The following is a 19299-nucleotide window of genomic DNA, read 5'->3' as shown; positions in this document are numbered from 1 at the left end:
CAGCCGGCCGGGGCGCAGCGGCATCATTGGCGGGCCGCCATCGCGGCGCCGGTCATGCAGTCGAGCAGGCGCTCCACGCCGCCTGCGGGCCAATCGTCGCCGCGCCAGGTGACGTGGCCGTCGGGCCGCACCAGCACCAGGCGGCGCCGGTAGGCCTGCAGCACCTCGGCCTCGTCCAGCGCATGCACGGCCAGCGGGACGCCGCGGGCGCCGGCGGCGGCCGCCAGCGGGTCGGCCGCCGGGGCGTCGGCGCCCAGCCGCAGCAGCACGTAGCCGCCGCCGAACAGGTCGAGCGTGGAGCGGCCGTCGCGCAGCCATACGTGCGGCGCGCGCGCGCCGGGCGCCGCGGTCTGCCGGTAGATCATCACCTCTTCCGGCGGCAGCTCCTGCCATTCGGTCTGGACCGGATAGCCGTCGGCCACGTGCAGCGCCAGCCGCTGCCATTCGCGCAGCAGCGAGGGCGTGACCGGCGTGCCGTCGGCCAGCGCGCCGCGCAGCACGGCGCCGTTGGTGGCGCCCGAGATCGCGTGCCGGGCCGGCATCGGACGCGGCGCGGGCGGCTCGTCTTCCGGCACGCACAGCGGCGAATGGGCATAGGTGTAGCCCATGTCGATGCCCAGCTTGTACCACTCGCGCAGCATGGTGGCCGAATAGCGGCGGCCCAGTTCGTAGCGCGCCAGCGCGCCTTCGTAGGTGGGTTCGAGCAGGGCGGGGCCCGGCTGCGGCGACATCATCCGCCGCAGGTTGCCGCTGGCCTCGCGCACCGCGCGCTGCGCCACCGGGCGGCGCTCCAGCTCATAGCTGTCGAGCAGGCCGTCGCCGCCCCAGCCTTCGATCACTGCCGCCAGCTTCCAAGCCAGGTCTACCGAATCGCCTATGCCGGTATTCATGCCGAAGCCGCCGGTGGGCGAGGTCGCATGGACGGCATCGCCGGCCAGCAGCACGCGGCCGGCGCGGTAGCGGTCGGCCACGAGTTCGCGCCGCACCCACGGCATGACGGAGACGATCTCGTAGTCGAACGGGCGGCCGACGATGCGTTCGATGGCGGCGCGGATCTCGGCCTCGGTCAGCTGGCGCTTTTCGCGGTTGCCGACCAGTTGCACGCGCCACTGGTCGACGCCGTTGATCGCCACCATGGTGGCCCATACGCCTTCGGGGCCGATGAAGAGGTGGCGGTAGGCGAGCGCCTTGTCGTGCAGCGCGAACAGATTGGCGCAGCGGAAGATGACGTTGGTGGTGTAGGTCAGCACGCCCAGGCCCTGGGTGCCGATGCCGAGCTCCTGGCGGATGCCGCTGCCGGCGCCGTCGCAGGCCACCAGCCAGTCGGCGGCCAGCGTCCGTTCGGCGCCGTCGCGCGTCTGCACCCGCACCCGCACGCCGCGCTCGTCCTGGCTGTGGCCCAGGTAGCGCGTTTCATAACGCAGGTCGACGTGCGGGAAGGAGTCCGCGAAGCGGCGCAGGATGGGGTCGAACATGTTCTGCGGGCAGCGGATGCGGACTTCCGGGCTGGCGCCCAGGCGCCGCTCTTCCGGGCCGCCGGACGGCGTCAGGAAGGTCTCGCGGCCCAGTTCGTAGCCGTTCAGGCTGGTCAGATAGACCATGTCCTGCGGGTACGACGAGGGGTAGGGGCAGGCGCGGATCTGCTCCACCAGCCCCCAGCGGCGGCAGAACTCCATCGTGCGCACGTTGATGCCGTCCATCTTGGGCTGGGTGATGGTGCCGTCGGTCTGTTCGATCAGCAGGCAGGGAATGCCGCGCCAGCCCAGGTCGCCGGCCAGCGCCAGCCCGACCGGGCCGCCGCCCACGATGATGACGCGCGGGTCTTGCCGAGTGTTGTCCATATGCATATAAAAAGAAATCAGGTCTTGTCCAAGGCGCGGTCTCATCCAGGGCGCTGCGGATCCGGCTCCGCCGGTCCGCCAGCGCCGCCCCTTGAGGGGGAGCGGCCGAAGGCCGCTAGGGGGTGGGTTCTTCCCGCAGATAGTGCAGTTTCCGCTGCAGGGCCTCGTCCGACACCACGAACAGGTCGGCCTCGGCACGGGCGTTCAATTGATAGCGGTGCCACGATGGCACGACGAATACGTCGCCGGGCTGCCATTCGAAGCTGCGCTCGCCCACCTGGGCGGTGCCGCTGCCCGACTTCACGCACACGATCTGGTTGGCCGTGGTGCGCCAGGCGCGCCCGGCAAAGCCGGCCGGCAGCCGTTGCATGGACAGCGCCATGGTGGGGATCGCGGCGTCGCTGTCCAGGCGCACCCGCCTGCCGTGGCGGCCGGAAGGGTCGGGCGCGGCCGCCGCCAGCAGGCGTTCGGTGTCCGCCCACGGGAAGACGTAGGGATGGGCGCGCGTGGTCTGTTCGGGCGCCTGGTACTGCGCCGGCCAGTGCTCCAGGAACATGGGCTCCAGCAGATGCACGGTCGGCACGTCGAGGAAGTCGACCCAGTAGCCGGGCCGGTCGCCGTCGTTGCCGTGGCCGTGCCAGCCCCAGCCGGGCGTCAGCAGCACGTCGCCCGGCTGCATGTCGATGCGCGCGCCGTCGACCACCGTGTACGAACCGGCGCCGACGTCGAGCACGAAGCGCAGCGCGTGCGGCGAGTGGCGGTGCGAACGCGCGCGTTCGCCCGGCAGGATCATCTGGTAGGCACAGACCAGGGTGCGCAGCGTGGCGTAGTGGTTGCCCGGGTGCGGGTTCACCATGAACAGGTTGCGCCGCTCGGCCAGTTCGGTATCGATCAGGCGGCCGGCGGTGTCGAGCCCGGCGCGCGCGTCCTGCCAGCGCCAATGGGCCGGCACGAAGCGCGTGCGGGGTTCGGCCCACAGCGAGGGTTCGGCCTTGTTCCAGCCGGCGCGGAACGACAGCGGGGCCAGCCGCTCGTTCAGCGTGTCGAGGTCGGCCGGGGTGGAAAGGGGATGGTCAGGCATGGCGATGCTCCATCAGCGGGCGGCACGGGGCGCCGCCCGTGCCGCTAAACCGAGCGCGGGATGGCGATGTTCCATCCGCCCCGGCCCTGTTCGACGCGGACCGCCATGCGGCCCACGCCGGGGGTGATGTCTATGGTCACGACGTCGCCCGGCACCACCGGGCCCACGCCCTCCGCGGTGCCGGTGGCGATCACGTCGCCCGGCTCCAGCGTGACGACCGACGCGCACATCGAGACGATCTCCGGCACGTCGACGATCATGTCGCGCGTGTACGCGTCCTGCCGCAGTTCGTCGTTGACCCACAGCTGCACGCGCAGCGCCGACGGATCGGGCACCTCGTCGGCGGTGGTGATCCACGGGCCGACCGGGGTGAAGGTGTCGTACGACTTGCGGATCGCGCGTTCCTGCTTGCCGCGCACCGTCATGTCGAGCAGGCAGGCGTAGCCGAACACGCAGTCCAGCGCCTCTTCGCGCGATACGTGGCGCGCCCGGCGGCCGATGACGATGGCCAGTTCGGCCTCGTGGTGGACCGCGCGGCCGGGCAGGTCGGGCAGCAGCACCGGGTCGCTGGCGCCGCTCAGCGAGGAGGCGCTCTTGACGAAGAAGCCGCCGTTCTTCGAGATCGCCGGCGACGACATCTCCAGCGCGTGCGCATGGTAGTTGACCGGGATCGCGATCAGCTTGTTGGGCCAGGGCACGGGCGTGTCGAAATGGACGTCTTCCGGGCGCAGCGGCGGCGCGCCGCGGGCGGCCCGTTCCAGTTGCTCGCGCCGCTCGGCGAACGAGGCGATCAGCTGCACCATGCCGATGGGCGGCCACTGGGCCGGATCGACGCCGGCCGCCTCGGTAACGTCGCGGACCGTGCCGTCGACCACCAGGCCGACCCGGCCGCCGTTGAATCGAAGCAATTTCATCGTTGCAATTCCGGTGAAGGGGGAAGAAGGTTGCGCCGGCTCACAGGCGCAGCGCGCGCGCCAGGCGCGGGAAGAGCTGCAGCGCGTTGTTGCGTTCGACGTCGGCGCGCTGCGCCTCGGTCAGTAGCCCCGCCGCCGACAGGCTGGCGATCGAATCGGCCGTCATCGTCTCGGGCGCGTAGGGCCAGTCGCTGCCGAACAGGATGCGCGACGGGTCGGCCACCGCCTGCAGCGCGCCCAGCGTCTGCGCGCCGGGCGACAGCGCGGTGTCGTACCAGAAGCGGCGCAGGCGCGACAGCACGGTGTCGAGCGACATGCGCTCGCGCTCCTGTTCGATCAGCGGCAGCGGGTACTTGGCGGCGTGCTCTTCTTGCGCCAGCTGGCGCCACGCGATGTCGGCGATGCGCCAGGCGGCGTACGGCAGCGTGCCGCCGGCGTGCGACAGGATGAAGCGGATGCGCGGGAAGCGGTCGAGGGCGCCGCTGAACACCAGGCTGGTCGCGGCGCGCGTGGTTTCGAACAGATACTCGACCAGGAACGGCGGCACGCCGATGGAAACCGCCTGGCCGTACGGCGGGAACGTGGGGTGGATCAGCACCACGGCCTCGCGCCGGTCCAGCTCCTGCAGCACCGGGTCGAAATCGGGATGGCCCAGGTACTTGCCGGCGTAGTTGGTCAAGAGGCCCATGCCGTCGAGCTTGAGCGTGTCCAGCGCATAGGCGACGTCGGCGCAGGCGGCCTCGACGTCGGGCAGCGAGGTGGAGCCGAAGGCGCCGAAGCGGTCCGGATGGCCGGCCACGCACTGCGCGTAGTAGTCGTTGCACTGCCGCGTCAGCACGCGCGCCTTGGCGTCGTCGCCGAAGTGGGTGCCGGGCACCGACAGCGAGGTGACGGCGGCGGCGATGCCGTGGCGGTCCATCATGGACAGCGCCAGGTCGGGCGACCATTCGGGCGTGCGCGCATTGATGCCGTCGCGGCGGATGGCCTCGACGAAGGCCGGCGGCACGGTATGGAAGTGGACGTCGATGCGGTGGGGAGAGCTCATGGTAGGAGGCGTATCCGGGAAGGTTGGAGGCGGCCGTTCAATCGGCGTGGATGTTGCGCGAGGCGATGACCTCGCTCCATTTCCTGACGTCGGAGGACACCTGCTGCGCCATCGATGCGGCGTCCTGCGACTTGACGGTGAAGCCGGCGCCGGCCAGCTGCTTGATGAAGTCGGGGTCGGCGCAGACCTTCACCAGCGCCTGGTTCAGCCGGTCGACGATGGGCTGCGGCGTGCCGGCCGGCGCCATCAGGCCGAGCCAGTTGTTGACCCGGTAGCCGGCCACCGTCTCGCCGATGGTGGGCGCGTCGTTCAGTTCCGGCAGCCGCCGTTCTTCGCCGGTGCCCAGCAGGCGCAGCTGGCCGGCGTCCACGTACGACATCACCGAGCTGGGCGTCGACACCAGCAGCGACAGCACGCCCGACACGCTGTCGGTGACGGCCTTGGAGGCGCCCTTGTAGGGAATGTGGAGCAGGTCGGTGCCGGTCTGCGCCTTGAACAGTTCCATCGCCACGTGCTGGGTGGTGCCCACGCCGGGCGTGCCGTAGCTGAGCTTGCCCGGATGCGCCTTGGCATAGCGGATCAGGCCGGCGATGTCGTCGATGCCCAGGCCCGGGTGGGCCAGGAACAGGATCGGGAACGAGCCCACGATGCCGAGCGGGACGAAATCCTTCTCGACGTCGAACGGCAGGTTCTTGAACATCGCCGGCCGCATCGTCAGCGACTGCGCGGTCATCAGCAGGGTGTAGCCGTCCGGCGCCGCCTTGGCCACGTAGTCGGTGCCGATGTTGCCGCCCCCGCCCTCGCGGTTCTCGACGATGACGGTCTGGCCCAGCTGCGCGCCGAGCTTGTTGGCGACCGCGCGCGCGATCAGGTCGTTGCCGCCGCCCGGGCTGTACGGCGAGATCAGGCGGACGGGTTTGGACGGGTAGGGGGCGGCGGCCGAGGCGCTCAGCGCGGTGAGCAGCATGGCCGCGGCCGCGGCGAGCCGGTGCCGGAGCTTGCAGGGCATGGCGGGTGTCTCCTGTATGGGTATGTATGCGGAAACCGAAAATTACCCTGCCATCGCGAAAAGCTGAATGTGATTATGGAGATGCGAGATATCTCGAAAAAGAATTGATACGCAAGCCTGCCGCGCGACGCATGGCGGCGGCCCCGTCGCGCATATACTGCAAGGCCTATCCCCGTTTTCCTCTTACGGAGACTCGTCATGACCATCAAAGTTGGCGACCGCGTGCCCGACGGCACCCTGACCGAATTCATCGCCGTGGAAACCGAAGGCTGCAGCCTCGGACCCAACGCCTTCCAGGTGTCCGACCTGGCCAAGGGCAAGAAGATCGCCGTGTTCGCCGTGCCCGGCGCCTTCACGCCCACCTGCTCGGCCAAGCACGTGCCGAGCTATGTGCAGAACTACGACGCGCTCAAGGCCAAGGGCGTCGACGAAATCTGGTGCGTGGCCGTCAACGACGCCTTCGTGATGGGCGCCTGGGCCAAGGACCAGGGCTCGCAGGGCAAGGTCCGCATGCTGGCCGACGGCTCGGCCAAGTGGACCAAGGCGCTGGGCCTGGAGCTCGACCTCACCGAACGCGGCATGGGCGTGCGCTCGCAGCGCTATTCGATGGTGCTCGACGATGGCGTGGTCAGCCAGCTCAACATCGAAGCCCCCGGCAAGTTCGAGGTGAGCGACGCCGCCACCATGCTCAAGCAGCTGTAGGCCTGCCCCGCACGGTCCGCCAGCGTCCCCTGCCCGCAGCCCGCGGGGGGCGCTCCCCAGGGCGCGCGCCGGAACTTCATGGTCTACATGAGGTCTACACGTTACAATCGCATGTCAGATCTCCACGGCCCGTCCCCATGCTCCGCCAGCGCACCATCCATTCCCTGACCCGCACCACGGGCGTCGGACTCCACTCCGGCCGCCGGGTCGAACTTACGCTGCGGCCGGCCGCCCCCGATACGGGCATCGTGTTCCACCGGATCGACCTGGCCGAGCCTGTCGACCTGCCTGCCTCGGCGCTCGACGTGGGCGATACCCGGATGGCCTCGGTGCTGCAAAAGGGCAATGTGCGCGTTTCCACGGTCGAGCACCTGATGTCGGCCTGCGCCGGCCTGGGCATCGACAACCTGCACGTAGACCTCACTGCCGAAGAAGTGCCCATCATGGACGGCAGCGCCGGCACCTTCGTGTTCCTGCTGCAATCGGCCGGCATCGAGGAGCAGAACGCGCCCAAGCGCTTCATCCGCCTGAAGGAAACGGTGGAAGTGCGCGAGGGCGAGGGCGCCCAGGCCAAATGGGCGAAGCTCGAGCCGTACGACGGCTTCGCGCTGGCCTTCTCGATCGATTTCCACCACCCCGCCATCGATTCCACGTCGAACTTCGCCGAGATCGATTTCGCCCGCGATTCCTATGTGCGCGAGATCGCCCGCGCGCGCACCTTCGGTTTCATGCAGGACGTGGAAAACCTGCGTGCGGCCGGGCTGGCGCGCGGCGGCAGCCTCGACAACGCCATCGTGATGGACGAGTTCCGGGTGCTCAACAGCGACGGCCTGCGCTATGGCGACGAGTTCGTCAAGCACAAGATTCTCGACGCCATCGGCGACCTCTACCTGATCGGCAAGCCGCTGATCGCCCGCTACGTTGCGCACAAGTCCGGCCATGCGCTGAACAACCAGCTGGTGCGCGCCGTCCTGGCCCGCCAGCAAGCCTGGGAACTGGTCAGCTTCGAGTCGCGCGAAACCGCCCCCGCGGCCTTCCGCGAAGAGTGGGCGATCGGTTGACCCGCCCTACGCGCTGACGCGCGCCCCGCAAGGGGGCGATGCGGGCGGACCGGAAGGGGAGGCCCACCCCCGCGCGGCCTGCGGCCGCACCCCCTCAAGGGGGCGATGCGGGCGGACCGGAAGGGGGGCCACCCCCCGCGCGGCCTGCGGCCGCACCCCCCTCAAGGGGGCGATGCGGGCGGACCGGCGGAGCCGGATCCGCCGCATCCTGGATGCGGTTGTCTCAGTTTGAATCGGGTTCTTTCTGGCGGCGGGCGAGGAGGTGTTCTATGGCTTGCGCCAGGCGGCCTTGGGGCAGGGTCTGGCGCAGGTCGGCGAAGGCCTGGAGGCCGTCGGGGCCGATGTCGTGGGGCTGGTGGCGGGGGGCCGCATCGGACGGGAATGTCCCGGCGGGGCGGGTCAGGGATGCTTGAACGCGTACCGCGATTCCGTTAACCTGCCAGCCTTGCTTTTCCAACGCCGCCGCGATCCGGGGGGCAAGCTGCCGCAGCTTGGCCGAATGCGTCGCCGCTGGCACGCCCAGCGTCAGGTTGCCGTCCTCCAGCCGGAGGACGCGGCAGGCCGACCGCAGCGGTTCCTGCAGAACGGCTTCCACTTCGCGCTGCAGCGCCATCAGGCGCCTGGCGGTCGCCAGCAGGCTGGCGCCGCGTCCGTCCTGGCCCAGCCAGGACAGCGTGGCCGTTTGCGCGGCCGGGTCGGCGAAGGTTTTGCGGCGTCGATTCACGCGGGAAAATCCGGAAAAAGCGAAAAGGTCATCGCAGCGGCGCCGCCGGCGCCGCGCGTACGCGAAGGGATACGGGCGCCGGGCAAGGCGCGTCTGAACGCCAGGAGGCACGTTCCGTGCAGATCATCATAGTGCATCCGCGCCTGCAAGAGGCCCGCACGCTGAACGTCACGCCGCGCATCGCGGCCGCGGCCGCCGTCTCGCTGGCGGCCCTGCTCGTGCTGGCCGCCATCGTCCTGCAGGGCGTGGGTTCCCGCCTGGGCCTGTCCTGGCTCGGCGGCACCCCGGCACATGCGGTGGCCGATGCCCGCCGCCAGCAGCAGCAACAGGCCTTCCTGCGCGACAACATGCACCTGCTGGCCCGCCGCGTGGGCGAGATGCAGGCCAAGCTGATGCAGCTCGACGCCCTGGGCGAACGGGTGGCGGGGCTGGCCGGCGTGTCGCCCGCCTTCAATTTCAAGCAGGCGGCCGGCCGCGGCGGCCTGCTGGTGGCGCCGCACGAGATGTCGCCGCAGGAAGTGGGCGCCGAGCTCGACAAGCTCGAAACCCAGCTGGCCGAGCGTTCCGACTACCTCAGCGTGCTCGACGCCCAGCTCACCACGCTGTCGGTGCGGCGCTCGATGACCCCTACCGTGCTGCCGGTCGACCACGCCTACAACGGCTCGTCGTTCGGCTGGCGCGTCGATCCCTTCACCGGCGCCCGCGCGCTGCACGAAGGCATCGATTTCGTCGCGCCCGCGGGCACGCCCATCGTGGCGGCGGCCGGCGGCGTGGTGGTGGCGGCCGAATACCACAGCGGCTACGGCTACATGGTCGACATCGACCACGGCAACGACCTGATCACCCGCTATGCCCATACCTCGCGCCTGCTGGTCAAGACGGGCGACCTGGTCCGGCGCGGCCAGCGCATCGCGCTGGTCGGCAGCACCGGCCGCTCGACCGGCTCGCACCTGCATTTCGAGGTCCGCATCAGCGGCGTGGCGGTCGACCCCAACCGTTTCCTGGCGCGCGGCCCCGCCAACGCGCCGCTCTTGCCGGCGCCCGCCATCGCCTCCGGCCCGGCGCCGCTCGACTGACGCGTCCGCGCCCTACAGGCGCAGCCCGGCCGCGCTGTCGCGCAGGCAATCCATGAACTGCTTGGTCGCCGGCGACAGCGCCCGGTGCCGGCTCCATGTCAGCCCGATGGGCCGCAGCGGGTTGGGCAGTTCCAGCGGCAGGATCGCCAGCTGTCCCAGGTCGGCATAGTGCCGCGCCACCACGCGCGACAGGATGCCGATGGCGTCGGTCGAGCCCAGGTAGCCGACGATGACGTGCACCGATAGCGTCTCCACGTAGTTGCTGGGCATGTTCAGGCCGTGGTACTGGAAGGCCGTCTCCAGCGGTTCGCGCGGCAGCGATCCCATGGGCGGCAGCACCCACGGGTAGCCTGCCAGGTCTTCCCAGGCCAGGCGCCGGCGACCGGCCAGCGGATGGCCGATGGCCGCCACGACGGTGCTCGATCCCTCGAACAGCGGCTCCTCCGCCAGATCGTCGGCCGCGTGCCGGTTGGCCAGGCGGCCGACGATCAGGTCGAGCGCGCCCCGGCGCAGGTCCGGCAGCAGGGAATCCATCGATCCTTCGTGCACCAGCACCGTGTTGTTGGGCAGGCGCTGCTTGAGCAGCGTCAGTGCCTGCGGCACCAGCCCCGGCGTCATCGCCGGCATGGTGCCCAGCGTCGTCTTGCCGGATGCGCCCGATTGCAGCGCCCGCAGTTCGTCGCGCGCCTGCGCCAGGCTGGCCAGCACCACGCGGGCCTGTCGGATCAGGCATTCGCCGTAGGCGTTCGGGATGACGCCGCGCGCCGTCCGTTCGAACAGCTTCAGGCCCAGCCCTTTCTCCAGCTCGCCCAGCGCCAGCGATACCGCCGGCTGGGTGACGTGCAGGCTGGTGGCCACCTTGCCGAGGTTGCGCAGGTTGTCGAGCGCCACCAGCAGCTGCAGATGCTTGGGCTTGAGATTGGCGCGGATGTACCAGTCCAGCTGTGCCACGGCGGCTCCTTCCTTTGCGGCAGGGTTGGCATAAGTAATTGCTAATGATATACGCCCAGTTTTTTAGTGGATGGCTTATGAAGGACGGCGCATGATGCTGCACCCCATTCCTATTCGCCGGGAGACATCGTGTCCGTTGCATTGCCCGCTTCCATCGTCGACATCCATAGCCACGTCATCGCCGGCGATCCGGTCCGCTTTCCGCCGGCCCCCACCACCGGCCGGCAATCCGACTGGTCGCGCGAGCGGCCGGTGGACGCCGCAGCGATGATCGCCGCCATGGACGCCGCCGGCGTGGCGCGTTCGGTGCTCGTGCAGGCCTCGACCTGCTACGGGCATGACAACAGTTACGTGGTCGAATCGGTGCGCGCCCGCCCGGACCGCTTCGTCGGCGTGTTCTCGGCCGACCTCACCGCCCCCGACGCGGTCGACGTGATCGACGGCTGGATGGCGCGCGGCCTGTCGGGCCTGCGCGTGTTCGTGGCCGGCCATACGGCCGCCGACCGCAGCGTGCGCCTGGACGATCCGCGCGCCTATCCGGCCTGGCGCCATGCCGCCGAGCGCCGCATCCCGATCAGCGTGCAGATCCGGGCCGACGGCCTGCCGCAGCTGGCTGCGCTGCTCGACCGCTTTCCCGGCGTGCCGGTGGTGCTCGACCATTTCGCCCGGCCGGCGCTGGAAGACGGTCCGCCGTACGAGGCGGCGGCCGCGCTGTTCGCCCTGGCCCGCTACGACAACCTGCACTTCAAGCTGACCACGCACAACGTGCGCGAAGCGCGGCAGGGCCGCTCGACCCAGGCCGCATTCCTGCGGCGGGCGGTGGACGCCTTCGGCGCGCACCGCATCGCGTGGGGATCCAACTATCCGGCCTCGCCCGGCACGCTGGGCGGCCTGCTGGGCGAGGCGCTGGAAGCCGCTGCCGAACTGAGCGCGCAGGAGCGCGCATGGATCTTCGGCGGCACGGCCAGGGCGCTGTACCCGGCGCTGGGAGCGGCATGATGGCGAGCCACCCGATCCGTCTGCGCACCTTGCTGGGCGACTATCCGAATACCCGCGCCCTCAGGAACGGCGAACTCGAATCGCCGCTGGCGGCCTTCGATTTCGCCGACGTGAAAGTGGCCAACCGCGCCTTCAAGAAGGTGGTGCGCGAGCATGCCTTCGACGTGGCCGAGCTGGCGCTGGTGACCTTCCTGCAGGCCCGGGCCTACGGCAAGCCGCTGGTGCTGCTGCCGGCGGTGGTGGGCGCCGGCCGCTTCCAGCACCACTGCCTGGTCCACGACGCCACGCGCGGCAAGCTGGGCGTGGCCGGGCTGGCCGGCAAGCGCATCGGTATCCGCGCCTATGCGCAGACCACCGTGACGTGGGTGCGCGGGGTGCTGGCCGACGACTACGGCGTCGACCTCGACGCCATCGAATGGGTGACCTTCGAAGACGGCCACCTGGCCGAATTCCCGGACCCGGCCGGCACACGGCGCGCGCCGGCCGGCGCCACCATGGCGCAGATGCTGTTCGCCGGCGAGCTGGACGCCGCCATCATCGGCACCGAGCTGCCCGACGACCCGCGGCTGCAGCCGGTGCTGCCGGACCCGTTCGCCGCCGCGCGCGCCTGGAGCGAGCGGCATGGAATGCTGCCCATCAACCATATGGTGGCGCTGGACGCCGGCTTGTGCCGCGACCGGCCCGACGTCGTGCGGGACATCTACCGGCTGCTGCAGGAAAGCAAGCGGCGGGCCGGGGCGCCGGCCGACGGCGTCGACATGACGCCGTTCGGCGTGGAGGCCAACCGCCGCGCGCTGGCGCTGCTGATCCGCTACGCCCACGAGCAGCGGCTGATCCCGCGGCGCTACGAGGTGGACGAGTTGTTCGACGACACGACGCGGATGCCCTAGGCGCCGTCGCATACCAACCAAATCACAGGGGGACACCATGAAACTACGATTCGCAGCAATGACGCTGGCCGCGGCCGCCGCCATTCTTCCGGCGGCCGCGCCGGCGCAAGGCAGCGGGGCGCTCACCAGGATCGAGGTGCCGTTCGCGGCGGGCGGCGCGCGCGAACTGCTGGCGCGCACCTTCTACCAGGAGCTGGGCCAGGAACTGGGCGAGACCGTCATCATCGAGAACCGGCCGGGCGCCGGCGGCGCGATCGGCACGGCCTACGTGGCCCACGCCGAACCCGATGGCAAGACGCTGCTGATGGCCGCGTCCAGCCATTTCGTGACCGCCGCCATGGGCATGAAGCCCGCCTACGACCCGGTCAGGGAGTTCGCCCCGGTGGCCAACATCGGCACCCAGAACTACGTGCTGATGATCAACGCCCGGCTGCCGGCCAGGGACGTGAAGGAATTCGTCGCCTACGCCAGGAAGCATCCCGGCGAGCTGAACTACGGCTCGGCCGGCGTCGGCAGCTCGACCCACCTGGCGATGGCCTACTTCACCACGGTGGCCGGCATCGAAATGCTGCACGTGCCGTACAAATCGACCCAGGAGGCCGCCAACGACGTGGTCGCCGGCCGGCTGCAGGCGGTGATCGTGCCCAACGCCGGCGTCGGCGCGTACGCCCAGGATGCGCGGCTGCGGCTGATCGGCGTGACCTCGAAGAAGCGCTCGGCGCTGCTGCCCAGCGTGCCGACTATCGCCGAATCGGGCCTGCCCGGCTACGTGTTCGAGTCGTGGTTCGGCCTGCTGGCCCCGGCCGCCACGCCCAAGGACGTGGTCGCCCGGATCAATGCCGCCACCAACAAGATCCTGGCCTCGCCCGCCATCAAGGAGCGGCTGGCGACCCAGGGCGTGCTGCCCGACCCCCAGAGCGTGGAGGGCTTCACCCGGATCTTCCTGGCCGACCGCGACCTGATGGCCAAGGTGGTCAAGGACTCGGGCATTTCGAAGGAGTAGCCCCCTGCGGCCGGCGCGATCCGCCTGCAGGCTCAATATCACGCCGCGGTGCTAAACTTGCCGGCTTACTCCCCTATCCGGGCCGGGGTGGCCGCGTCTCGTCGCGCCGCCGCGGCTCGCTGCTGAAACGCGCATGGTTTCCTCTCTGCTCAAGAAGATTTTCGGTAGCCGCAACGACCGGCTCCTGAAGCAATACCGCAAGCTGGTCGAGCGCATCAATGCGCTGGAAGCCCAGACCGCGGCCCTGTCCGACGAGCAGCTCGCCGCCCGTACGCAGGAGTTCAAGCAGCGCTTCCAGAACGGCGAAACGCTGGACGACCTGCTGCCCGAGGCGTTCGCGGTGGTGCGCGAGGCCGGCAAGCGGGTGCTGGGCATGCGGCATTTCGACGTCCAGCTGCTGGGCGGCATCGTGCTGCACACCGGCCGCATCGCCGAAATGCGCACCGGCGAAGGCAAGACCCTGGTGGCCACGCTGCCGGCCTACCTGAACGCGCTGGCCGGCCGCGGCGTGCACGTGGTCACCGTCAACGACTACCTGGCCACGCGCGACGCCGGGTGGATGGGCCGACTCTACCGTTTCCTGGGCCTGACGGTCGGCGTGGTGGTGGCCCAGCAGCCCAACGACGAAAAAAAGGCCGCCTACCAGGCCGACATCACCTACGGCACCAATAACGAGTTCGGCTTCGACTATCTGCGCGACAACATGGAGTACCGGGTCGACGACCGCCGCCAGCGCCCGCTGTACTACGCGATCGTCGACGAAGTGGATTCCATCCTGATCGACGAGGCGCGCACCCCGCTTATCATCTCGGGCCAGGCCGAAGACCACACCGAGATGTACGTCCGCATGAACGCGGTGCCGCCGCTGCTCACGCGGATGGAATCCGAGCCCAAGTCCAACGAACCCGAGCCCCCGGGCGACTTCTGGGTCGACGAGAAGGGCAACCAGGTGTTCCTGTCGGAAGCCGGCCACGAAAAGGCCGAAGAGATCCTGGAGCGCCAGGGCCTGCTGCCGTCCGGCGAATCGCTGTACGACCCGCGCCACATCAGCCTGATGCATCACCTGATGGCGGCGCTGCGCGCGCACAACCTGTTCTTCCGCGACCAGCACTACGTGGTGCAGAACGGCGAAGTGGTCATCGTCGACGAGTTCACCGGCCGCCTGATGGTCGGCCGCCGCTGGTCCGACGGCCTGCACCAGGCGGTCGAGGCCAAGGAAGGCGTGAAAATCCAGCTCGAAAACCAGACGCTGGCCTCCATCACCTTCCAGAACTACTTCCGGATGTACGAGAAGCTGGCCGGCATGACCGGCACGGCCGACACCGAAGCCTACGAGTTCCAGGAAATCTACCGGCTCGAAACCGTCATCATGCCGACCAACCGGCCGATGATCCGGGTCGACCAGAACGACCAGGTCTTCAAGACCGTCCAGGAAAAGTACAACGCCATCCTGGAAGACATCCGCGATTGCCAGAAGCGCGGCCAGCCGGTGCTGGTGGGCACCACCAGCATCGAGAACTCCGAGGTGCTGTCGGCCATGCTGACCAAGGCCGGCCTCGACCACCAGGTGCTCAACGCCAAGCAGCACGCGCGCGAGGCCGAGATCGTGGCCGAGGCCGGCAAGCCCGGCCGCATCACCATCGCCACCAACATGGCCGGCCGCGGCACCGACATCGTGCTGGGCGGCAGCGTCGACAAGCAGGTCGACCTGATCCGGGCCGACGAATCGCTGTCCGAGGCCGAGAAGGAAGCCCGCATCGCCAAGGTGCGCGAGGAGTGGCAGCCGCTGAACGAGGCCGTCAAGCAGGCCGGCGGCCTGCGCATCATCGGCACCGAGCGCCACGAATCGCGACGCATCGACAACCAGCTGCGCGGCCGCGCCGGCCGCCAGGGCGACCCGGGCTCGTCGCGCTTCTACCTGTCGCTGGAAGACCCGCTGATGCGGATCTTCGCCGGCGACCGGGTGCGCGCCATCATGGACCGCCTGAAGCTGCCCGAGGGCGAGCCGATCGAGGCCGGCATGGTCACGCGCTCGATCGAGACCGCCCAGCGCAAGGTCGAAAGCCGCAACTTCGACATCCGCAAGCAACTGCTCGAATACGACGACGTCGCCAACGACCAGCGCAAGGTCATCTACACCCAGCGCAACGAAGTGCTCGAGGCGCCGTCGGTAACCGACATGGTCGGCAACCTGCGCGACGCCACCTTCACCCAGGTGTTCCGGCAATACGTGCCCGACGACTCGGTGGAAGAGCAATGGGACGTGCCCGGCCTGGAGAAGGCGCTCGAGCTGGAATGGCACGTGCAGCTGCCGCTGGCCAAGATGCTGGAAGACGAGCCGGACCTGACCGACGACGACCTGCTGGCCCGCGTGGTGGGCGCCGCCGCCGACGCCTACAACGCCAAGCTGACGCTGGTGGGCGCCGAGATGTGGACGCAGTTCGAGCGCTCGATCATGCTGCAGTCGATCGACACCCACTGGCGCGAGCACCTGTCGGCGCTCGACCACCTGCGGCAGGGCATCCACCTGCGCGGCTACGCGCAGAAGAACCCGAAGCAGGAATACAAGCGCGAAGCGTTCGAGCTGTTCTCCGACATGCTGGACCGCATCCGCAACGACGTGGTCAAGATCCTGATGACGGTGCGGATCCAGAACGCCGAGCAGGTCGAGCAGGTGGAAGACACGGCCGCCGTGCAGAACGTGCAGTACCACCATACAGGCTACGACGAGGCGATCGCCGCCGCCGAGGCCCAGGTGGCCGCCGCCGCGGCCGCCACGCCGGTGCGCAACTTCGCCGGCAAGGTCGGCCGCAACGATCCCTGCCCTTGCGGCAGCGGCAAGAAGTACAAGCACTGCCACGGGAAGCTGGCGTAGCCCCCGCCAAGGCATAGGCCTAGCCAATCCATCGGCGACCTTCCGCATGCTGCTATCCCCTCCCGGATGCGGCGGATCCGGCTCCGCCGGTCCGCTCGCATCGCCCCCTGGGGGGCGCGCGTAAGCGCGTAGGGGGGACCCTAGACGGGGCGGCTACAGCAGGAAGATCGTGGCCAGCCCCAGGAAGATCAGAAAGCCCATCGTATCGGTGGCGAAGGTCAGCAGCACCGACGAGCCGATGGCCGGGTCCTTGCCGAAGCGCGAGCGGGCCAGCGGCACGGCCATGCCGACGATGGCGCCCACCAGCAGGTTCAGGATCATCGCCGCCATCATCACCAGGCCCAGCGAATAGCGGCCCGAGATGGCCCACGCGAACAGCGCCGCCACCGAGCCGCCGCCGATTCCCACCATCAGCGAGATCTGCAGTTCGCGGCGCACCAGCTTGCCGACGTTGGCGCTGTTGATGCGGCCGACCGCCAGCGCGCGGATGATCAGCGTCATGGTCTGGTTGCCCGAGTTGCCGCCGATGCCGGCCACGATCGACATCAGGAAGGCCAGGATGACGATGCGGCCGACGGTTTCCTCGAAGCGCGAGGCCACGAAGGCCGCCGTCGACGCCGTGCACAGGTTGACCAGCAGCCACGGGGCGCGGTTGCGCAACGCCTGCGGCACCGGCGCGAAGATGTCTTCTTCCTGCAGGCCGGCCTTCGACAGCGTTTGCTCGGCCGACGCTTCGCGGATCACGTCCACCACGTCGTTGACGGTGACCCGGCCGATCAGCCGGCCGACGGCGTCGACCACCGGCGCCGACACCAGGTCGTAGCGTTCGAACGCGGCGGCTGCCTCGGCGGCCTCGTCGAGCGGCGCCAGCGTGAGGATCTCGGTATCCATCACGTCGATCACCTGGGTGTCGGGATCGCTCACCAGCAGGCGGTTGACCGGCAGGCTGCCCAGCAGTTTCTCGCTGCGGTCCACCACGAAGATCTGGTCGGTGTGGTGCGGCAGCTCCTGCAGCCGGCGCAGGTAGCGCAGCACCACTTCCAGCGTGACGTCGTTGCGCACGCGGACCATTTCGAAGTCCATGATGGCGCCCACCGAATCCTCGGGGTAGCTCATCACGGCGGTCAGCCGCGCGCGTTCTTCGTCGGTCAGGCCTTTCTGGACCTCGGCCACCACCTCGGGCGGCAGGTCGGGCGCCAGATCGGCCAGCTCGTCGGCCTCCAGGTTCTCGGCGGCGGCCACCAGCTCGCGCGGGTCCATGGTGGCGATCAGCGACTCGCGCACCCAGTCGGCCACTTCCAGCAGGATCTCGCCGTCGCGCTCGGGGCGCACCAGCAGCCAGACGCGCTGGCGGTCTTCCTTGGGCAGCGATTCGAGGATGAAGGCGACGTCGGCCGGGTGCAGGTCGTCGAGCAGGGCGCTTAGCTCGGCCTCGTGCTGGCGGTGCACCAGGGCCTCGACCAGCGGCCCCCGGGTGTCGCCGACTTCCTGCCGGTGGACGAGGTCTTCGACCAGGTGCTGGCGACGCAGCAGTTCCTGGACGTGCTCCAGGGCTTCCTGGGCGTCTTCGGGCTCGAGCCGGTTGCGCTCGAGGGATTTGCTGGGTTTCGTTTCTTCGACCATCGCGCGGAAAACACAAGGTGGCCCCGCGCGGGCCTATCGGGCGCTGGACGCGCCCGGCGGGGGCGTCAGCGGCGGCTCGTGCGAGTGCCGGAAATCAATGGGCCGGCTGTAAAGCAGGGTCTAGGTCGTGGCTGTGAGGCCATTCCGGTTGGACGATGCGCGAGCACCGCATGGTTGACGACGCGTGAATTGTACGCTTCACAACATGACATCCGGCCGTCCGGACGCACTGTTTTTGGGAATTTTGTGGGCTGCCAGTCACGGAATCGTGGAGGCGGGCAGGCGCCGCAGCAGCGTATCGGTGCGCGAGGCCAGGTAGGCCGAACCGCGGTTGCGGTCGTAGAAGCGCGGGCGCGGCAGCATGGCGGCCAGCCGCGCCGCCTGCCAGGCATTGAGCTGCGCGGCGGAGACGTTGAAGTAGTGGCGGGCGGCGGCTTCGGCGCCGAACACGCCTTCGCCCCATTCGGCCACGTTCAGGTATAGCTCCAGGATGCGCCGCTTGCTCATGACCAGCTCGATCATGTAGGTGATGACCAGTTCCTGGCCCTTGCGCAGGTAGCTGCGCGAATTCGACAGGAACAGGTTCTTGGCCAGCTGCTGGGTGATGGTCGAGCCGCCGTGCAGCGGCTGGCGGGGCGGCTTGCGGCCGCGCGCAAGGGCGCGCTCGGTCGCTTCGGCCAGCTCCCGGTTGTGGGCGTAGGCGCGCTCGATGGCGTCCCAGTCGACGCCGCCGTGTTCGACGAAGTTGGCGTCTTCGGCCGCGATCGCCGCCCGTTTCAGCTGGTTGCTGATGCGGTCGTAGCCGACCCAGCGGTAGCTCAGCGTGCGCCGCGGATCGGATTGCTGCAGGCGGGCCAGCTCGGCCCGCATGACGGCGGTGGAGGCCGGCGCCCGGTACGCATACCACACCACCCAGCCGAACAGCCAGGCCTGGTAAAGCAGGACCAGCAGGATGAAGACGCCGATCGTCTTGGCCGCGTTGCGCGCCAGGCGCGCCGGCCAGCTTCTTCCGCGGGAGCGCGCGGCGCGGGCCATGCTAGCGCCCGGCGTCCAGCAGCGCGCGCAGGCCGGCCAGCACCGGACCGGTATCGGGACGCACGCCGCGCCAGATGAAAAAGCTTTCGGCCGCCTGGCCGACCAGCATGCCCAGGCCGTCGGCCACTGCGGCGGCGCCGTCGGCCTGCGCCTGCCGCATGAAGGCGGTGGGCCGTGGGCCATAGACCATGTCGTAGGCCAGCGCGCCGGGCGCGTACAGCCCGGCGGGCAGCGGCGGCGCCTGGTCGGACAGGCCGCTGGCGGTGGCGTTGACGACGATGTCCCAGCGTTCGCCGGCAGGCAGCTCGTCGTAGCCGCCCGCGCCCAGCACGCCCGGCGCGGCGGCCGCGGCGAAGGCGGCGCCCAGTTCGCGCGCCCGCGCGGCGGTGCGGTTGGCGATCTGCAGCCGCGCACAGCCGGCGGCCAGCAGCGGCAGCACCACGCCGCGCGCGGCGCCGCCGGCGGCGGCC

At 69.7% G+C, this 19299-nt stretch carries 16 protein-coding genes and 1 pseudogene; 7 read left to right on the top strand and 10 right to left on the bottom strand.

The genetic code is table 11. The annotated features are described in order from the left end of the window. Positions 1 to 23: 23 nt before the first annotated feature. The 5 genes from ABD927_RS22615 to ABD927_RS22595 all read right to left on the bottom strand — a co-directional run bounded on the left by ABD927_RS22615 (position 24) and on the right by ABD927_RS22595 (position 5890). Entirely contained in the window at positions 24 to 1841 is a 1818-nt protein-coding gene (locus ABD927_RS22615; RefSeq protein ID WP_345252151.1) for an FAD-dependent monooxygenase, read from the bottom strand. 115 nt (positions 1842 to 1956) lie between these two features. Beyond that, positions 1957 to 2922, bottom strand: a complete 966-nt coding sequence (locus tag ABD927_RS22610; RefSeq protein ID WP_345252150.1) for a cupin domain-containing protein — start codon at positions 2920 to 2922, stop codon at positions 1957 to 1959. Positions 2923 to 2966: 44 nt separating this feature from the next. Beyond that, positions 2967 to 3836, bottom strand: coding sequence for a fumarylacetoacetate hydrolase family protein (locus ABD927_RS22605; RefSeq protein ID WP_345252149.1), 870 nt, complete (start codon positions 3834 to 3836; stop codon positions 2967 to 2969). 40 nt (positions 3837 to 3876) lie between these two features. Further along, positions 3877 to 4881 carry an amidohydrolase family protein gene (locus ABD927_RS22600; RefSeq protein WP_345252147.1) on the bottom strand — a complete coding sequence of 335 codons (1005 nt, stop codon included), beginning with the start codon at positions 4879 to 4881 and terminating at the stop codon, positions 3877 to 3879. 37 nt (positions 4882 to 4918) lie between these two features. Beyond that, complete coding sequence (locus tag ABD927_RS22595) at positions 4919 to 5890, bottom strand: tripartite tricarboxylate transporter substrate binding protein (protein WP_345252146.1); 972 nt, start codon at positions 5888 to 5890, stop codon at positions 4919 to 4921. Between the two features lie 198 nt (positions 5891 to 6088). On the opposite strand from ABD927_RS22595, the gene ABD927_RS22590 reads away from it, so the two are divergent. Both ABD927_RS22590 and lpxC read left to right on the top strand, forming a co-directional pair. After that, positions 6089 to 6592 carry a peroxiredoxin gene (locus ABD927_RS22590; protein WP_345252145.1) on the top strand — a complete coding sequence of 168 codons (504 nt, stop codon included), beginning with the start codon at positions 6089 to 6091 and terminating at the stop codon, positions 6590 to 6592. A gap of 137 nt (positions 6593 to 6729) precedes the next feature. Further along, a complete protein-coding gene (lpxC, locus tag ABD927_RS22585; protein WP_345252144.1) occupies positions 6730 to 7653 on the top strand; it encodes a UDP-3-O-acyl-N-acetylglucosamine deacetylase in 924 nt (307 codons plus the stop codon). Between the two features lie 223 nt (positions 7654 to 7876). Here the strand turns inward: lpxC and ABD927_RS22580 are convergent, their stop codons facing one another. Then, a complete protein-coding gene (locus ABD927_RS22580) occupies positions 7877 to 8377 on the bottom strand; it encodes a DciA family protein (protein ID WP_345252143.1) in 501 nt (166 codons plus the stop codon). Positions 8378 to 8493: 116 nt separating this feature from the next. On the opposite strand from ABD927_RS22580, the gene ABD927_RS22575 reads away from it, so the two are divergent. Further along, positions 8494 to 9453, top strand: a complete 960-nt coding sequence (locus ABD927_RS22575) for a M23 family metallopeptidase (protein WP_345252142.1) — start codon at positions 8494 to 8496, stop codon at positions 9451 to 9453. Positions 9454 to 9465: 12 nt separating this feature from the next. Here the strand turns inward: ABD927_RS22575 and ABD927_RS22570 are convergent, their stop codons facing one another. Next, positions 9466 to 10404 carry a LysR family transcriptional regulator gene (locus ABD927_RS22570; protein ID WP_345252141.1) on the bottom strand — a complete coding sequence of 313 codons (939 nt, stop codon included), beginning with the start codon at positions 10402 to 10404 and terminating at the stop codon, positions 9466 to 9468. A 129-nt stretch (positions 10405 to 10533) separates the two neighbouring features. On the opposite strand from ABD927_RS22570, the gene ABD927_RS22565 reads away from it, so the two are divergent. The 4 genes from ABD927_RS22565 (at position 10534) to secA (ending at position 16171) form a co-directional block, all read left to right on the top strand. After that, a complete protein-coding gene (locus ABD927_RS22565; RefSeq protein WP_345252140.1) occupies positions 10534 to 11403 on the top strand; it encodes an amidohydrolase family protein in 870 nt (289 codons plus the stop codon). After that, the gene (locus tag ABD927_RS22560; RefSeq protein WP_345252139.1) at positions 11400 to 12293 is read left to right on the top strand and encodes a substrate-binding domain-containing protein; all 894 of its coding nucleotides are present in this window, start codon (positions 11400 to 11402) and stop codon (positions 12291 to 12293) included. The genes ABD927_RS22565 and ABD927_RS22560 overlap by 4 nt, the downstream gene beginning before the upstream one ends. 37 nt (positions 12294 to 12330) lie before the next feature. Then, positions 12331 to 13296: a tripartite tricarboxylate transporter substrate binding protein gene (locus ABD927_RS22555; protein WP_345252138.1), complete on the top strand. Its 966-nt coding sequence runs from the start codon at positions 12331 to 12333 to the stop codon at positions 13294 to 13296. A gap of 133 nt (positions 13297 to 13429) precedes the next feature. After that, complete coding sequence (gene secA / locus ABD927_RS22550) at positions 13430 to 16171, top strand: preprotein translocase subunit SecA (protein WP_345252137.1); 2742 nt, start codon at positions 13430 to 13432, stop codon at positions 16169 to 16171. 153 nt (positions 16172 to 16324) lie between these two features. On the opposite strand, the gene mgtE is transcribed toward secA, so the two are convergent. The 3 genes and pseudogenes from mgtE to aroE all read right to left on the bottom strand — a co-directional run. Then, positions 16325 to 17794: a magnesium transporter gene (gene mgtE, locus ABD927_RS22545; protein WP_345252136.1), complete on the bottom strand. Its 1470-nt coding sequence runs from the start codon at positions 17792 to 17794 to the stop codon at positions 16325 to 16327. A gap of 258 nt (positions 17795 to 18052) precedes the next feature. Further along, positions 18053 to 18829 (bottom strand): monofunctional biosynthetic peptidoglycan transglycosylase, encoded by a 777-nt coding sequence (mtgA, locus tag ABD927_RS22540; RefSeq protein WP_345252135.1) that lies wholly within the window; start codon positions 18827 to 18829, stop codon positions 18053 to 18055. Position 18830: 1 nt separating this feature from the next. Then, positions 18831 to 19299, bottom strand: a pseudogene (aroE, locus tag ABD927_RS22535) (shikimate dehydrogenase); the annotation flags it as partial.

Origin of the sequence: Pigmentiphaga soli (assembly GCF_039541095.1) — a bacterium.
Taxonomy (GTDB): Bacteria; Pseudomonadota; Gammaproteobacteria; order Burkholderiales; family Burkholderiaceae_B; genus Pigmentiphaga; species Pigmentiphaga soli.
The sequence above is the reverse complement of the archived record's forward strand: the minus strand, read 5'-3'. Positions and strand labels throughout refer to the sequence as shown.

Coding starts and splice junctions, on each gene's coding strand:
- ABD927_RS22610 (WP_345252150.1), bottom strand. CDS start 2,922: ATGCCTGACCATCCCCTTTCCACCCCGGCCGACCTCGACACGCTGAAC.
- ABD927_RS22595 (WP_345252146.1), bottom strand. CDS start 5,890: ATGCCCTGCAAGCTCCGGCACCGGCTCGCCGCGGCCGCGGCCATGCTG.
- mgtE (WP_345252136.1), bottom strand. CDS start 17,794: ATGGTCGAAGAAACGAAACCCAGCAAATCCCTCGAGCGCAACCGGCTC.
- ABD927_RS22560 (WP_345252139.1), top strand. CDS start 11,400: ATGATGGCGAGCCACCCGATCCGTCTGCGCACCTTGCTGGGCGACTAT.
- mtgA (WP_345252135.1), bottom strand. CDS start 18,829: ATGGCCCGCGCCGCGCGCTCCCGCGGAAGAAGCTGGCCGGCGCGCCTG.
- ABD927_RS22600 (WP_345252147.1), bottom strand. CDS start 4,881: ATGAGCTCTCCCCACCGCATCGACGTCCACTTCCATACCGTGCCGCCG.
- ABD927_RS22555 (WP_345252138.1), top strand. CDS start 12,331: ATGAAACTACGATTCGCAGCAATGACGCTGGCCGCGGCCGCCGCCATT.
- ABD927_RS22605 (WP_345252149.1), bottom strand. CDS start 3,836: ATGAAATTGCTTCGATTCAACGGCGGCCGGGTCGGCCTGGTGGTCGAC.
- ABD927_RS22615 (WP_345252151.1), bottom strand. CDS start 1,841: ATGGACAACACTCGGCAAGACCCGCGCGTCATCATCGTGGGCGGCGGC.
- ABD927_RS22590 (WP_345252145.1), top strand. CDS start 6,089: ATGACCATCAAAGTTGGCGACCGCGTGCCCGACGGCACCCTGACCGAA.
- lpxC (WP_345252144.1), top strand. CDS start 6,730: ATGCTCCGCCAGCGCACCATCCATTCCCTGACCCGCACCACGGGCGTC.
- secA (WP_345252137.1), top strand. CDS start 13,430: ATGGTTTCCTCTCTGCTCAAGAAGATTTTCGGTAGCCGCAACGACCGG.